Annotated in this window: 17 protein-coding genes; 5 read left to right on the top strand and 12 right to left on the bottom strand. The window is 61.9% G+C overall.

What is annotated here, in order from left to right:
- Window positions 1-122 precede the first annotated feature (122 nt).
- Genes J2Y86_RS09480 through J2Y86_RS09445 form a run of 8 tightly spaced genes read right to left on the bottom strand, consistent with a single transcriptional unit; the run spans window position 123 to window position 6,362 of the window.
- Window positions 123-1,025, bottom strand: a complete 903-nt coding sequence (locus J2Y86_RS09480) for a metal ABC transporter substrate-binding protein (RefSeq protein WP_253430174.1) — start codon at window positions 1,023-1,025, stop codon at window positions 123-125.
- The gene (locus J2Y86_RS09475) at window positions 1,026-1,925 is read right to left on the bottom strand and encodes a metal ABC transporter permease (RefSeq protein ID WP_003226663.1); all 900 of its coding nucleotides are present in this window, start codon (window positions 1,923-1,925) and stop codon (window positions 1,026-1,028) included.
- Window positions 1,925-2,767, bottom strand: coding sequence for a metal ABC transporter ATP-binding protein (locus tag J2Y86_RS09470; protein WP_253430171.1), 843 nt, complete (start codon window positions 2,765-2,767; stop codon window positions 1,925-1,927). Before J2Y86_RS09470 ends, J2Y86_RS09475 begins: the two co-directional genes overlap by 1 nt.
- On the bottom strand, window positions 2,764-3,690 hold the full coding sequence (locus J2Y86_RS09465) for a metal ABC transporter substrate-binding protein (protein ID WP_253430168.1): 927 nt from the start codon (window positions 3,688-3,690) through the stop codon (window positions 2,764-2,766). The genes J2Y86_RS09470 and J2Y86_RS09465 overlap by 4 nt, the downstream gene beginning before the upstream one ends.
- A gap of 35 nt (window positions 3,691-3,725) precedes the next feature.
- A complete protein-coding gene (locus J2Y86_RS09460) occupies window positions 3,726-4,298 on the bottom strand; it encodes a DUF6162 family protein (protein WP_253430165.1) in 573 nt (190 codons plus the stop codon).
- Window positions 4,295-4,624 (bottom strand): hypothetical protein, encoded by a 330-nt coding sequence (locus tag J2Y86_RS09455; protein ID WP_253430161.1) that lies wholly within the window; start codon window positions 4,622-4,624, stop codon window positions 4,295-4,297. Before J2Y86_RS09455 ends, J2Y86_RS09460 begins: the two co-directional genes overlap by 4 nt.
- Window positions 4,621-5,163: a thiamine pyrophosphate-binding protein gene (locus tag J2Y86_RS09450; protein ID WP_253430158.1), complete on the bottom strand. Its 543-nt coding sequence runs from the start codon at window positions 5,161-5,163 to the stop codon at window positions 4,621-4,623. The genes J2Y86_RS09455 and J2Y86_RS09450 overlap by 4 nt, the downstream gene beginning before the upstream one ends.
- Window positions 5,160-6,362 (bottom strand): PepSY-associated TM helix domain-containing protein, encoded by a 1,203-nt coding sequence (locus J2Y86_RS09445; protein ID WP_253430155.1) that lies wholly within the window; start codon window positions 6,360-6,362, stop codon window positions 5,160-5,162. The genes J2Y86_RS09450 and J2Y86_RS09445 overlap by 4 nt, the downstream gene beginning before the upstream one ends.
- Window positions 6,363-6,767: 405 nt before the next feature.
- Between J2Y86_RS09445 and leuC the strand changes: the two genes are divergently transcribed.
- Together leuC and leuD are read left to right on the top strand one after the other, a co-directional pair.
- A complete protein-coding gene (gene leuC / locus J2Y86_RS09440) occupies window positions 6,768-8,189 on the top strand; it encodes a 3-isopropylmalate dehydratase large subunit (RefSeq protein WP_253430153.1) in 1,422 nt (473 codons plus the stop codon).
- Complete coding sequence (gene leuD / locus J2Y86_RS09435) at window positions 8,186-8,800, top strand: 3-isopropylmalate dehydratase small subunit (protein WP_253430150.1); 615 nt, start codon at window positions 8,186-8,188, stop codon at window positions 8,798-8,800. Before leuC ends, leuD begins: the two co-directional genes overlap by 4 nt.
- A 123-nt stretch (window positions 8,801-8,923) precedes the next feature.
- Here leuD and J2Y86_RS09430 read toward each other — a convergent pair whose 3' ends face one another.
- The 3 genes from J2Y86_RS09430 to J2Y86_RS09420 form a co-directional block, all read right to left on the bottom strand.
- Complete coding sequence (locus J2Y86_RS09430; RefSeq protein WP_253430147.1) at window positions 8,924-9,874, bottom strand: LysR substrate-binding domain-containing protein; 951 nt, start codon at window positions 9,872-9,874, stop codon at window positions 8,924-8,926.
- Between the two features lie 18 nt (window positions 9,875-9,892).
- Entirely contained in the window at window positions 9,893-10,768 is an 876-nt protein-coding gene (locus tag J2Y86_RS09425; RefSeq protein ID WP_253430144.1) for an alpha/beta fold hydrolase, read from the bottom strand.
- Between the two features lie 231 nt (window positions 10,769-10,999).
- Window positions 11,000-11,458 carry a VOC family protein gene (locus J2Y86_RS09420; RefSeq protein ID WP_253430141.1) on the bottom strand — a complete coding sequence of 153 codons (459 nt, stop codon included), beginning with the start codon at window positions 11,456-11,458 and terminating at the stop codon, window positions 11,000-11,002.
- Window positions 11,459-11,725: 267 nt separating this feature from the next.
- Between J2Y86_RS09420 and J2Y86_RS09415 the strand changes: the two genes are divergently transcribed.
- From J2Y86_RS09415 to J2Y86_RS09405, 3 genes are all read left to right on the top strand, one after another.
- A complete protein-coding gene (locus tag J2Y86_RS09415; protein WP_253430138.1) occupies window positions 11,726-12,940 on the top strand; it encodes an SfnB family sulfur acquisition oxidoreductase in 1,215 nt (404 codons plus the stop codon).
- Window positions 12,941-12,942: 2 nt separating this feature from the next.
- A complete protein-coding gene (locus tag J2Y86_RS09410; protein ID WP_253430135.1) occupies window positions 12,943-13,608 on the top strand; it encodes a methionine ABC transporter permease in 666 nt (221 codons plus the stop codon).
- Between the two features lie 73 nt (window positions 13,609-13,681).
- Complete coding sequence (locus J2Y86_RS09405) at window positions 13,682-14,452, top strand: MetQ/NlpA family ABC transporter substrate-binding protein (RefSeq protein WP_253430132.1); 771 nt, start codon at window positions 13,682-13,684, stop codon at window positions 14,450-14,452.
- A gap of 109 nt (window positions 14,453-14,561) precedes the next feature.
- On the opposite strand, the gene soxR is transcribed toward J2Y86_RS09405, so the two are convergent.
- Complete coding sequence (gene soxR, locus J2Y86_RS09400; protein WP_253430128.1) at window positions 14,562-15,020, bottom strand: redox-sensitive transcriptional activator SoxR; 459 nt, start codon at window positions 15,018-15,020, stop codon at window positions 14,562-14,564.
- Between the last annotated feature and the right edge of the window lie 91 nt (window positions 15,021-15,111).

Here is a 15,111-nt window from a genome sequence, read left to right as displayed (position 1 = left end):
GAGGCACCGAACGAAAGGGGCAAGAGCGTCTGGTTACTTGGCGCTTCTCCAAGTGACCCGCTAAGAGCGGAACCCTAAGTGGCCGATACCGCAGCAACGGATATGTACACCCAAAAGGCCTGCTACACCCCACTCAACCCCTTGATCACCAAATCCACATTCCCCTCCAACTCACCCACCGGATCCGCCGCATCCACACTCAACACCACCAACCGGCTACCGGCCTCATCAATCACCGCTTTCACCGCCTCCGAAGGCTGCCGATGATGCAACACCACCGCGACATCATTGTCCTTCAGCGTCGCGCCCAATTGCTTCAGCGCTTCAGGCGTCCACTCAGCATCCGGCCGCGCATCGAGGCCGATCAGCTCCAGATTGAGCCCGCCAATCAGATAACCAAAGTGATCACTCAGACTCATCACACTCAGGTTGTCGGCACTGGCCAGCCGCGCTTCGCTGTCGGCACTGAACTTGAGCAAGCGCTGCTTGAGCGCCGCCAGATTGGCCTCGATTGTCGGCTTGGCCTCGGGCGCCAGGCGCACCAGGTCCGCCGCCATCACATCCGCCATGCGCCCCATGTTGTTGCTGGAAAACCACGGCTGACTGTTCAAGCCATCGACCTTGTTGCCCGGCTGCACGGCGATGCCGGGCAGGGCGCCGTCCACCGGGCGCGCGGCATCGACTTCGACAATGCGAATGTTGCTGCGCCGGGAGATCGGGTACAGCGGGTCATCCGCCCACAGAGAACGCAGGCCGATCACCGCATCGGCGTCGGTCGCCAACTTGGCCAGTGCCGGAGCGCCACGTCCGGTGAAATAAGCGGTCTGACGGCTACCAGGCAGGTTCGCCGGCGCCGCACGTTCAAGGTTGACGTTGGTGCCCTTGAGCAACACTTCGCCCAGCCCGTAAGTGATCGGCAGCGACGCCAGCACATGCAGCGGCTTGGCGCTGCCTGCCGCAAACGAGGTGTTGACCAGCCCGCACAGGGCCACGGCCAGGGTCAGTTGACGCAGAGAAAATGACATTTATCCAAGGTTCCCTTTCAGACTGGGGACGACACCGCGCGCAATGGCGGCGAGGGCGAAGGCGATACCGGCCACCAGAATGATCGCGGCGCCGGACGGGATAGGCAGGTCAAAGACAATCGGCGCAAGAATTCCGCACAGCGTACTGACCGTGGCGATCAGCACCGAGCACCAGAAGAACCCCTTCAGCGACTGGCTGAGCAACCGTGCCGCCGCTGCCGGAATGACCAACAGGGCACCGACCAGAATCGCACCGATGACTTTCACCGCCGCCACAGTGATCAGCGTCACCAGAATCACGAACAGGTAATCCAGGGTCTTCACCGCCACACCGCGCACCGCCGCCAGTTGGGGATTGAAACTGGCGAGCATGATGCGGTTGTACAGCGGCAACGCCAGCGCCATGACCAGCGAACCGACGATGGCCAACACCAGCAGATCATTGCCGTTGACCGTCAGCACCGACCCGAACAACACGTTTTCCAGAATGTGCACGTTGATCTTGCCCGCCAGAATCAGCAGCAGGCTCGCGCCCAGCGCCAACGATACCGACAGGAATACGCCGATCAACGTATCCGGCGCCAGACCCGTGCGATTGCGCAGGTAGTTGAGCAAAATGCCGAACAACAGGCAGTAACCGAACAGGCTGCCATACGGTCCGGTGTAGGGCTCGCCGAGCAGAATGCCGATGGCAACGCCAGTCAATGCCGCGTGACCCACGGCTTCGGAGAAAAACGCAAAGCGCTTGACCACCACCAGCGTGCCCAGACCACCGAGCACCGGGCCGATCAGCAAACCGGCGAGCAGGGCATTGACCACGAATCCATAGGCCAGCGCTTCAGGCAGATAACCTGAAGATGCCCACCCCTGAACCATCAAACGAAAGGCTTCGTAACTCATCAGGCAGCGCTCCGTGGATGGGTCGAGAACAAGGTCAGCAGTGTTTCGGGGGTCAGTGCCTGCTTCGGTGTGGCATCGAACAGCACCCGGCGGTTGAGCCCGGTGACGCGATCCGCCAGACGCCCGACCGCTTCCAGGTCGTGCTCGATCCACAGCACAGTGATGCCGCTTTGGCGCCAGTCGCCGAGCAACCGTTCAAACACCTGAATGCCCGCCTCATCGAGGGCCGACATCGGCTCGTCGAGCACCAGCAATTGCGGCGCCGGAATCAGCCCCTGCGCCAGCAACACGCGCTGCCGCTCGCCACCGGACAGCGCGCCCATGCGCCGCTTGCGTTTGTCCTGCATGCCGACGCGCTCCAGCGCCTCACCAATCGCCGCCGCGTAATGCTTGCTCAAACCGAGAAACGCCGGACGTCGCTGACACATGGCGGCCATGAAATCGTCGACGGTCATCGGCAGCCCGCGATCGAATTCCAGCGCTTGCGGCACGTAGCCGATGGTCCCGGGTTCGCCCGGCCATTGCAGGCTCAAGCGGCCCTGATGCGGCATCTGCCCGAGCAGGGTCTTGATCAACGAACTCTTGCCGCCACCGTTGGGGCCGACCAGCGCATGCACGCTGCCGGGCTGGACCTGGAAAGTCACCTTGTCGAGGATCGTCGTGCGGCCCAGCGTCAGGCTGACCTCCGCAAAATCCAGCGTCGGGCCCGAAACCTGTGGGAGCGGGCTTGCTCGCGATTGCGGTGTGTCATTTTTCAATAATGCTGACTGATCCACCGCCTTCGCGAGCAAGCCCGCTCCCACAGGGGATTCGGAGTCGATGAGCGTTTCTTTTGCAGTCATGCGCCAGACTCCTGAATCGCCCGCACCACGGTGTCGAGGTTGCCGGTCATTTCCTTTTCATATTTGTCGGCGGTGTATTCGCCATAGGAAATGTGCGACAGCGGGTACAGCTTCACCCCGGATTCACGCTGGATGGTGTCGACGTAGGAGGACGGGAAGTCCATCTCCGAGAAGATCACTTTCACGTCCAGTTCGCGCAGTTGATCGATGGTCTTTTTCAACTGGCTCGGGCTCGGCTCGATGCCGTGCGCCGGTTCGACCACGGCGGTGACTTCCAGGCCGAATTCGCGCAACAGGTAGTCGTAGGCCGCATGAACCGTGGCCACCCGCAACTCGGCATTCGGCGCCTGGGTCAGTTTCGCCAGGGCGTCGGCGCGCATCTGCCGCAGACGTTTGCCGTAGGCGCGAGCGTTCTGGGTGTAGGTCTTGGCGTTGTCCGGGTCGAGCTTGCCCAGTTCACGGGCGATGTTGTTGACCTGGGCAATGGACGCGCTGATCGAGAGGAAGGTGTGCGGGTTCACGACCTTGCCGGCACCGCGAGCGGCGACGCCGGTGGCGGCCAGCAGCGGTACGTTTTCGTTGGCTTCGATCACCGGCACGTTCGGCGTTTCGCTGGCCGCGATCATGCGGTCGGCGAAGTCGTCATGACCTACGCCATTGAGTACGACCACGTCCAGCCCGCTGATGCGCTTGATGTCTTCGGCGCGAGGTTCGTAGGCATGCGGATTGAAACCGGCGGGAATCAGCGGCACCACTTCGGCCTTGTCGCCGACGATGTTGGCCACGTAGCTGTAATAAGGGTGCAGGGTGATGCCGATGCGCAGGCGCTTGGCTTCGTCGGCGCTGGCCAAGGGTGTCAGCAGGCAGGCGAACAGCCCGACCAGCAGCAGGCGCAAGAAAGAGCGTTGAGATGAAATAGGCATGGGAAAGCGGTCTTCTCTCGGGTGAAGGCGAGGGTTCAGTGCCGGTGCTGGCGGGTCACGCCGGCATCGAATTGCGCGACGATCTGCTGCCAGCCAGCGCTTTCGAGCGCGGCGTCGGCCATGTCGGTTGGCGCCTTGAGGTCGGCGGCACGATTGAGCCAGATGTCCGGGGCATCATCGTCAGCAGTCAGGCGCATCAGAAACGAACCGGCCACGGTGGGCGCCTGGCTCTGACCGAAGTAACCCTTGGCGTCGAGCAATTGCCAGGCATGGCCGCCACGGCTGACGGAACTGGCGTCCTGGGCGAACGGCGCAAAGCCCTCGTCGGCGAGAACTTCGGGAGTCGGCAGGGTTTGCTGTTCCTGACGCAACAGGTGAATCTCATCCAGCGTCACCCGCAGGTCGGCGTAGATGCCTTGCTCGGAAGCACTCAGGTCTCGGCGGGCATCCAGTTGATGGCTGCTGACGTTGCTGGTTTCCTGGGACTCATGGCGCCAGGCGACCACCGAGCCGGCGACCGCCAGGATCATCAGGCACAACAGCAGCACATAGAGGGTTTCATGGCCGGCTCCGGCCGGGCGGACGACGTGCGTAGTAGGCGTACTCATGGCGCTTCGATGTCCGCTTGGTCGATCTCGACGACGTGGCCGGGGCCCGCGTCGAACAGCACGTAGAACTCGGCGCTGGGTTTCTTGAAGGTCAGTTTGGAATCGGCCCCGAGCTTGCCCGGCACCAGAATGGTTTCGTCGTAGCCGATCACATCGAGGGTCACGCCCGGTGCGCCGCTGCCGTCGGAGAAGCCGCCGGTGCACTGGATCTGCTCGGCGTCGATGGCCTTGCACTCGCACATCGGGTTGTGGGCCAGGGCGCTGGCGCTGAAGCCGGCGCACAGCACCAGCAAAACAGCGTGGAGAGGGCGAAAGACGTTGCTCATGGTTTGCCTCCTTGTTTGTTCAGCCACTCAAGGGTGGCGGGGGATGCCTGGCTCAGCGGGATGGACGCTTGATGCATCGCACCGTCCCAGCCTTCCATGGTGATCCACAGCTCGGCGTCGGCCTTGGTCTTTTCCGGAATCGGCAGCATGGCGCCCATGCGGTAAGGCGTGCCGAAGAAAATCACCCCGGCGGCGCGCAGGCTGCGGGGTTTGCCAATGCGCAGGTAGGTGGCCTTGACCTGCTCGCGGCAGCTGTCACACAACGCCGCATTGAAGCTCTTCATATAACCGGCCGGGCCATCGAGGCGCGGTGCTTCGTTGCGGAATTCCGCCAGGCGCAGGCTCCACGGCCCGACCTGAACTCCCCCGATTTCCCGCTCACCCAGACCGGTGTCGCCGCGAAACAGCGCGGCATCGGCGAAGTATTTCGGCATGAAGCCCAGCGGCACCAGCAATAACAGAACGTTGATGTGGAAGCGCCATTTGTGCCAGAAGCGGCTGAGTTTTGAATCCGGTTTATCGGCGGCGAACAGGCTCATTGGCTGACCTCCGTGGTGTCGCGGCTCGTCACTTGAGCAGCCTCGGCAGTGCGCGGACGCTTGTTGCTGCGCTTCAGGGCGTTGGCCGTGGCCAGGGCGGTGCGTTTGGTCCAGATCAGCAGGCCGCTGAGGACCATCATGCTCAGGAGCAGGCCGAAGAAGAACCAGATCAGCTTGATCCAGAGCCCGCCGAAATCACCGGTGTGCAGCGGACGCATCGATTCGGTTACCAGCTCCAGGCCAGAGCGGTCCGAGAGCAGGCGGGTGACGGCGACATCGCCGGTGTACGGGTTGATCTCGGCGGTCTGGAACATCAGCGGATACCAACTGCGGCCGCCCACCGAGAGGTAACTGTAGGCATTGGCGGGCAGGCTGACGAAGCTGTCTTCGAGGCCGGGAATGCGTGCCTTCGCTTCGCGGATCGCGGTTTCCAGGCTGATCATCGGTGCCGGCGAACCATCGGCGGTGAGGGGCACGCTTTCCCGCGGAACCACGGGCGCCACCGGGGCGGTGGAAATTGTGATCTGGTTATCGAACATGAACGCTTCGATCAGGAACCAGGTGCTGGTCACGGAAATCACCGCGATGAACCAGATTGACCAGATACCGCTGAGACGGTGAAAGTCGCCCCAGAAAATCCGCGCGCCGTGACGAATGCGCAGGGTCGGCCGGAAGAAACCTTTCCAGAAGCGCTTGTAGACCACCAGCCCGGTAATCAGCGACGCCAGCAGCGGCAGGCTGAGAAACGACACCAAATACCAACCCCAGCTGTAGCCATTGGTGAACGGCACCAGCCACCAGCCATGCAGGGCGCGGGTGAACGCCCTGAAGTTGAATTGCGGGGCGGTGCCCTGGATCACGCCGCTGTACGGGTTGACGTACACCACCACCGAACGACCGTCGGGGTAGGTGACTTCCACGTCCAGGGCGAAATGCGATTCGTCGGGTCGGCTGATGCTCTCGACCAGGATCTGCGGTTCGGCTTGTTTGATCGCCGCGATGAGCTGGTCGTAGCTGAGCAGCGGCGCATCATCGGCGGGTTGGCTGGCGCGCATCTGCGGGTTGGCCAGCCAGACGATTTCCTGGCTGATCACCGCCAAGGTGCCGGTCACACAGACGATCAGCACAAAAAACCAGATGGGCAGCGCCAGCCAGCTATGGACCAGAAACCAGAGTTTTGAGCGGGATTTCTTTGACATGATCAAGGTCTTGTATTGATGAGAGGGCCTTGGCTGCGGGCTTCCCAGCGTGGGGTCCATGAAAAGTACGGTCGTGGCTTTTGCCTACGCGAACCGACTGCATCTATATAAGACGAATGAGAATCAGAAATCCCGAACCGGGATATGAAAGTAAATGTTTCCTGTTCCGACACACGCGTTACCCCTGTGGGAGCGGGCTTGCTCGCGAAAGCGGTTTGTCAGGCACCCTTTCTGTTACAGACACACCGCTTTCGCGAGCAAGCCCGCTCTCACAGGGTATGTGTGTGCCCTGATCCAACACGAAACATGGTTCACGGGATCACTCTCCGGCCATTGATGGGGCCCGGCGACTGCCTAAGATGGGGCGCAGACGCCTGAAACCCGCGAGCCTGAGCGAATATCCCCATGACTTCAGCAAGAACCCTCTACGACAAACACATCGATTCCCACACGGTGTGTCGTCTCGATGACCAGGGCCACGTCCTGTTGTACATCGATCGCCAGGTCATCAACGAATACACCAGTCCCCAGGCATTCAGCGGTCTGCGCGAGGCCAAACGCGGGGTCTGGCGCCCCGGCACCGCGTTGGCGGTGGTCGATCACGTCAACCCCACGGCACCGAATCGCGTGGCCGCCATGCCGGACGCCGGCGGTGCGCGGCAGGTCTCTTACCTGGCGGAAAACTGCCGGGACTTCGGCATCGAACTGCTCGACATCCTCGACAAGCGCCAAGGCATCGAACACGTCATCGCCCCGGAGCAAGGCTTCATCCTGCCGGGCATGGTGATTGCCGCAGGCGACAGCCACACCACCACGTACGGCGCCCTCGGCGCGTTCGGTTTCGGCATCGGCACCTCGGAGATCGAACACCTGCTGGCGTCCCAGACCCTGGTCTACAAACGCCTGAAAAGCCTGCGCGTGACGGTGGACGGTGCACTGGCGCCGGGGCTGACGTCCAAGGACGTGATCATGGCGCTGATCGGCCGGATCGGCGCGTCCGGGGCCACGGGCTATGCCATCGAGTTTTGCGGTTCGACCATCGATGCACTCAGCGTCGAGGCGCGCATGACCATCTGCAACATGGCGGTGGAGGCCGGTGCGCGGGGCGCGTTCATGGCGCCGGACGAAAAAGTCTTCGCCTACCTCAAGGACAAACCCCGTGCGCCCAAAGGTGCGTTGTGGGACCAGGCCGTCGAGCAATGGCGCACCTTGCACAGCGACGCCGATGCGCAGTTCGACCGCGAAGTGTCGCTGGACGCCAGCGCTCTTGAACCGATGGTCACCTGGGGGACCAGCCCGGACCAGGCTTCACCGATCGGCGCCCGCGTGCCGGACCCGCAAGACGTCAGCGACCTGATCCTGCGCCAGGACATGCGCCGCGCGCTCAACTACATGGGCCTGGAAGCCGGGATGGCGCTGAGCGACATCGTCATCAGCCACGCCTTCATCGGCTCCTGCACCAATGCCCGCATCGAGGACCTGCGCGATGCCGCCAGCGTGGTGCGTGGCAAACGCGTCGCCGGGCATGTGCGGGCGATGATCGTGCCGGGCTCCACCGAAGTGCGCAATCAGGCTGAAGCCGAAGGCCTGGCAGCGATCTTTATCGAGGCCGGGTTCGAGTGGCGTCAGTCCGGTTGCTCGATGTGCCTGGCCATGAACGACGACGTGCTGGCGCCGGGCGACCGCTGCGCGTCCAGCACCAACCGCAATTTCGAAGGCCGCCAGGGCGCCGGCGCCCGCACGCATTTGATGAGTCCGGCGATGGTCGCCGCTGCCGCGATTACCGGCCGTTTGACCGACATCCGCCACTTTGGAGACCGCGCATGAGCCTGCAACCGTTCACCCACGTCAGCGGCAAGGCTGCGCCGATGCTGGCGGCCAATATCGACACCGATGTGATCATGCCCAAACAGTTTCTTAAGGGCATCGACCGCGCCGGGCTGGATCGAGGGTTGTTTTTTGATCTGCGGTTTCTACCGGAAGGGCAGCCCAACCCCGAGTTCGTGCTGAACCAGCCGGCGTGGCAGGGCGCGAGTTTCATGGTGGTCGGACCGAATTTCGGTTGTGGGTCGAGCCGGGAACATGCGGTCTGGGGCTTGAAGCAGATGGGCATCCGCGCGTTGATCGGCAGCAGTTTTGCCGGGATTTTCTATGACAACTGTCAGCGCAACGGGGTGTTGTTGATTACCCTCCAAGAAGCGGTATCGCAGCGGCTCGGGCAAGTGGTCAGTCAGCCCGAGAGTGCGCAGATCAGCGTGGACCTAAAGGCGCAGGAGATTCGTCTCCACAACGGCGAGGTCATCCCGTTCGAAATCGACACCCTGCGCAAAACCGCACTGTTGCTCGGCCTCGACGCCATCGGCAGCACTTTGCAGCGCAGCGAGCAGATCAAAGCCTTCGAACGCCAACACCTGGCGGCTAACCCCTGGCTAAGCTAACCGCAGATCAAAATGTGGGAGCGGGCTTGCTCGCGAAAGCGGTGTGTCAGTCAAAGTTAATACCGACTGACACACCGCTTTCGCGAGCAAGCCCGCTCCCACATTTGAATTGTGTTGGCTCGACTAAACCGACAACCCCTCGAAATGCGCCTGCAAAAACTCCACACACGCCCGTAACTTCCCCGAGTACGCCAGCCGTGTCGGGTACACCGCCCAGACGTTGGCGCTCTGGCTGTACTCGGGCAGCAACTGCACCAGCCGCCCCTGATCCAGCAACGGTTTCACATCCCACAATGACCGCAGCACCACACCGCGCCCGTCCAGTGCCCACTGCAAGACAATCTCGCCGTTATTGGACGACAGCGGCCCGCTGACCCGCACGCTTTCCTGAACCCCGTCGCGTTCCAGGTTCCAAATGCCGAACGCGTTGTCGCGCTCCTTGATCACCAGGCAATGATGCTGCTCCAGTTCGCTTAACGTCTGCGGTACACCCTGGCGTTGCAGGTAATCGGGCGCCGCACACACCACCCGCCGGTTACTCACCAGGCGCCGGCCGATGTGCTGGCCGGGAATGTCGTCGCCGACCCGGATTTCCAGATCGAAGCCTTCACTGACGATGTCCACCACCCGGTCGAACAGGTCGAGGCGGATCTCCAGGTCTGGATAACGCTCGGCCAGCAACGATATGGCCGGCGCCACATGGTGACGGCCGAAACCGAAACTGCTGCACAGGTGCAGTCGCCCGCGAGGGCTGTCGTGGGCGTCGGAAAGTTCGTCGTGCAGTTGCTGGAAGTCATCGAGAATGCGCAACGCCCAGCGCTGCACCCGCTCGCCGTCTTCGGTCAGGGCGATGCGGCGACTGGTGCGGTGCAGCAGGCGCGTGCCAAGAGTGGTTTCAAGAATCTGGATGCGCTTGCTGACGTACGCGGGCGACAGGCCCAGCTCATCGGCGGCGGCGGCGAAACCGCTTTTGCGCACGACGGTGAGGAATACACGCAAGTCTTCGGGAAGGGGCACGGTGTCTTTCTTGGTGGTCATGACAGAACGGGCACTGGCGGCATGAGCCGCCAGCATAGCAGCGCGGCGCGGGTGTCAGCGCAGGAAACCGAGCACTTCGGCGAGCAGCAGTTCGGGGGCTTCTTCGGCGATGTAATGACCGGCGGGCAGCGCTTTGCCGCGCACGTCGGTGGCCACGTGTTGCCATTCCTTGAGCGGTTCGAAGCAGCGCCCGACCGTGCCTTCGGCGCCCCACAGCACCAGCAATGGCAGGTTCAGATGGTGGCCGGCGTCGATGTCGGCGCGGTCATGCTCCAGATCGATGCTGGCACTGGCACGGTAATCCTCGCAGATCCCGCGCGCCGTGCCCGGCAGTTTCAGGCAGCGCAGGTATTCGCCAAAGGCTTCGGCGGTGAAGGGTTTGAGTCCGGCGCTGCGACTGCCCATCACACTGCGCAAGTAGGCTTCGGGATCGGCCTCGATCAGGGTTTCCGGCAACGGCGCCGGGCGGATCAGGAAGAACCAGTGCCAATAGGCGCGGGCAAAGGCTTCGTTGGTTTGCGCGTACATCGACAGCGTGGGGGCAATGTCGAGCAGCACCATGCGTTGCACCGCATCCGGATGATCCAGCGCCAGACGATGGGCCACGCGAGCGCCACGGTCGTGGGCCAGAATCGAGAACCGATCGAAGCCCAACGACTTCATCAGCTCGACAGCATCCTTGGCCATCTCGCGTTTGGAATAGTGGGTGTGGTGATCGTTGGCCGGCGGTTTGGCACTGTCGCCGTAACCGCGCAGGTCGGCGGCGATCACAGTGAAGTGCTCGGCCAACTGTTCGGCGACCTTGTGCCAGATGACGTGGGTCTGCGGGTGCCCGTGCAGCAACAGCAGGCCCGGCCCGCTGCCGCCGATGCGGTAGGCAATGTCGACACCGTTGACGTGGCGCTGGTCTTTGAGGAATCCGGCGAACATGGAGCTCTCCCAGTTGTAGTTGCCTGCATCCTGAAAGTGTTGGGCGGGGAGGGCAAGGCGCAAAGCGTGGTGGGCTTGTTCATGAAGTGTGTTCGAGGGAGGTGTGGTGTTGCTGATGGCCTCTTCGCGGGCAAGCCACGCTCCTACAGGATCGCGTGTTTTTCGCGAACGACACATAACCTGTAGGAGCGAGGCTTGCCCGCGAAGAGGCCGGGTCAGGCACCAAAGATCTCACCCCTGCTGAAACATCTCCTTAGCCCGCTGCTCAATCTGCTCCTGGGTCAGATCCTCCTTGCGCGTAGCCAAAAACCACAAATGCCCATAGGGATCCTTCAACGTCCCCGAACGGTCGCCATAAAACTGATCCTTGACCTCGGACACCACCGTGCCCCCGGCCGCAATCGCCTGTTTATAAGACGTGTCCACATCGTTCACATACAGGTGCAAGCCCACGGACGGCGATGTGTCCGGGTTGCTCAAAGGCCCCTGGTCGCACGGCGTGCCAAGCATGATCGGGCAATCGCCGATACGCAGTTCGGCATGGCCGATGCCGCCGTCGGGCATGGACAGGCGCATGACTTCAGTGGCACCGAAGGCTTTCTTGTAGAACTCGATGGCTTCCGCCGCTTTCTGAATGCCCAGATACGGGGTGATGCTGTGATAACCCTCTGGAATGGGTTTGACGCTCATGATCGGTCTCCCTGTTCTTGTCTGAGTGAAAGGTGTTCCTTCGCCGATTTCCGGTCGGATAACTATAGGTCAGCCCTTTTCCGCCAACCGAGTGCCCGACGAGCAGCAACGCCACTGTTCAGCCTTAAACAGTGAAGCAACAGAATGCTCGGGTTACGTCTCTTCAAGTCCGCGAAATAGCCGTGAACTGCCCGAAAACACGGGCTCAGGCGGTCAGGCACAGAAGCTGCAATGTCCTTGGATAAACACTGGTACCGAGAGACTTGTATGCCTGAATCTGCCGTTTATCCGATCAACCCGCCGGCCGCCCATCGGATCGCCGATGAAGCCGAAGCCTTGCGCGTGGCCGAGCGCGTCGCTGCGGTCCTGTTGGAACAGGACGCCGAGCGCGACCGCACACGCCAGGTGCCTGCCGAGATCGTCGACCTGTATTCCAACAGTGGTTTGTGGGGCATCAGCGTGCCGAAAGCATTCGGTGGCGCACAGGTGTCGTACGCAGTGCTGGCGCAGGTCATCGCGATCATCTCGGCGGCCGATCCGTCCCTCGGGCAGATCCCGCAAAACCACTATTGCCTGCTGGAAGATATTCGCCTGCAAGGCACGCCCGAACAACAGGCGCATTTCTTCGGTCTGGCGTTGCAAGGGCATCGGTTCGCCAATGCCTTGTCGGAAACCGGCGGCAAGAACGTGCAGGACATTCAGGCGACCATCCGCCGCTATGGCGACGGCCATGTGATCAACGGCCGCAAGGGTTACTGCACCGGCTCGCTCTACGCCCACTGGCTGGCGGTGCTGGCGCTGGATGAAGAACAGAAGGGCCAGTTGTCCTTCGTCGAACGCGGCACCCAAGGGTTGGTGATCGTTGACGATTGGGACAGCATCGGTCAGCGCACCACGTCCAGCGGCACCGTGCTGGCCGAGGACCTGCGCGTTTCGGCGTTCAATGTGTTCCCGACTTATCGCTCCTATGAGAGCCCGACCCTGGCCGGGCCGTTCGCGCAATTGACCACCGCCGCCATCGACGCCGGCATCGCCCGCGCGGCCCTGCGTGACACCATCGCCTTCGTTCAGCAGTTCGCGCGGCCATGGATCGATGCGGGCGTGGAAAAGGCCAGCGAAGATCCGTTGACCATCATTCAGGTCGGTGGTCTGGAGATTCGTCTGGAAGCCGCCGAAGCCTTGCTGGAACGCGCCGGTTGGGCGCTGGACGCGGCACGTTCGGCACCCGATGAAGACAACGTCGCCCAAGCGTCCCTCGCCGTCGCGAAGGCCAAGGTGCTGACGACTGAAATCGCCATCGAAGCCAGCAGCAAACTGTTCGAACTCGGCGGTACCCGCTCGACCCTGAAGAAGCACAACTTCGACCGTCACTGGCGCAACGCCCGGGTGCACACGCTGCATGACCCGGTGCGCTGGAAGTACCACGTGGTCGGCAACTGGTTGCTCAACGGCGTCAAACCGCCGCGCCACGACTGGTCCTGATCATGGCCGAATGGTTCAAACACATTTACTGGGCCGATATCGGCCAGGCCTGCCTCGATACGTTGAGCATGCTCGGCGCCGCCCTTGGTTTTACCGTGCTGCTGGGGTTGCCGCTGGGCGTGGTGCTGTTCCTCACCGGTAAACACCAGTTGCACGAAGCGATCGGCGTTTACCGGGTGCTGTCGGTGATCGTGAACACGCTGCGTTCGCTGCCGTTCATCATTTTGCTGATCGTGCTGATTCCCCTGACCACGTTGCTGGTCGGGACCTCGCTGGGCGTGCCGGGGACCATTCCGCCGCTGGTGGTCGGCTGCACGCCGTTCTTTGCGCGGTTGGTGGAAACCGCCTTGCGCGAAGTCGATCGCGGGGTGGTGGAAGCGACCCAGTCCATGGGTGGCACCACCTGGCAAATCATCCGCCACACCTTGTTGCCCGAAGCCCGGGGCGGGTTGCTGGCGGCGGTCACGGTGACCGCGATTGTGCTGGTGGATTACACGGCAATGGCCGGTGTGATTGGCGGCGGCGGTCTGGGCGACCTGGCGATCCGCTACGGCTACCAGCGTTTTCAGACCGACGTGATGGTGGTCACCGTGGTGCTTCTGCTGATTCTGGTCCAGGCCCTGCAAATGACCGGCGACCGATTGGTGGCGCGTTACAGCCGACGATAGACATTCGAATTACAAAACAATCAGGCCCCACGTCCACCCCACGACGGCCACTCAATCTGCCTAGGAGCACACCATGAAAAAGACCCTGGCCATTCTGGCTGCCCTCGTGTCGTTGAGCGTTCACGCCAACGAAAAACTCACCGTCGGTGCCACGCCGGTGCCGCACGCGGAGATCCTCGAATTCGTCAAACCGACCCTGGCCAAGGAAGGCGTGGACCTGGACATCAAGGTCTTCACCGATTTCATCCAGCCCAACCAGCAGCTCGCACTAAAGAACCTCGACGCCAACTATTACCAGTACCGGCCATTTCTCGATGACTACAACAAGACCCGCCACACCGACCTGGTGCCGGTGGTCGGCGTGCACATCGAACCGTTCGGGGCCTATTCGACCAAGATAAAAAACATCACCGAACTGAAGGATGGCGCCACCGTGTCCATCCCCAACGACCCGGTGAACACCGGCCGCGCGCTGGTGCTGCTGCACGAGGCAGGACTGATCAAACTCAAGGATCCGAGCAATACACTGGCGACTCAGCGGGACATTATCGAAAACCCGAAACACCTGAAAATCCGTGAACTGGAAGGTGCGTTGCTGGCGCGTTCGGTGAGCCAGGTGGACCTGGCGTTTGTCTTCGCCAACTACGCGCTGGAAGCGGGGATCGACACCAACAGTGCTTTGATCGTCGAGAAGGGCAAGAGCCTGTACATCGAGTTTCTGGTGGCCCGTCCGGATAACATCAATGACCCGGGTTTGCAGAAACTGGCCAAGGCGTTGAATTCCGATGAGGTCCGCCAGTTCATCCTGACCCGCTACAAAGGGCAGATTGCGCCGGGGTTCTAAACGCAAGCATTGTGGCGAGGGGATTTATCCCCGTTGGGCCGCGAAGCGGCCCCCAAAAAAGGGACTGCTACGCAGTCCAAGGGGGATAAATCCCCTCTCCACAGGTAAGTCATAAACTCGATTCCAACAGCTGCGCCCCCGGCCCTTGCTCCCCAAGTACATCCCCAAAATTGCGCAACGGACACGCCTCCATCGACAAACACCCACAGCCGATACAGCCATTGAGCTTGTCCCGCAGCAAAGTCAGCTGATTGATCCGCTCATCCAGGTCCCGACTCCATTGCCCCGACAACACCTTCCAGTCCGCCGCCGTCGGCGCCCGGTTATCCGGCAGGGTTTTCAACGCCTCGCCAATCTCCGCCAACGGAATCCCCAGGCGCTGCGCCACCTTGATCAGCGCCACCCGCCGCAACACTTCCCGTGGATAACGCCGCTGGTTGCCCTGATTGCGATTGCTTTTGATCAGCCCTTTGGATTCATAAAAGTGCAGCGCCGTGACCGCCACACCGCTGCGGGCGGCGAGCTGGCCGACGGTGAGTTCTTTATGCAGATTTTCCGAGGTGATCATTTAAAAAATGCCTCTTGACCTCTAGTTAACTCGAGGTTTTACCCTGCACGCCTTCGGATCGCAAGATCTGCCTTACACGTCAGTGGGGACT

Source organism: Pseudomonas migulae, assembly GCF_024169315.1.
In the GTDB taxonomy this organism is placed as follows: domain Bacteria; phylum Pseudomonadota; class Gammaproteobacteria; order Pseudomonadales; family Pseudomonadaceae; genus Aquipseudomonas; species Aquipseudomonas migulae_B.
This window is presented reverse-complemented; position numbering and strand designations above follow the sequence as displayed.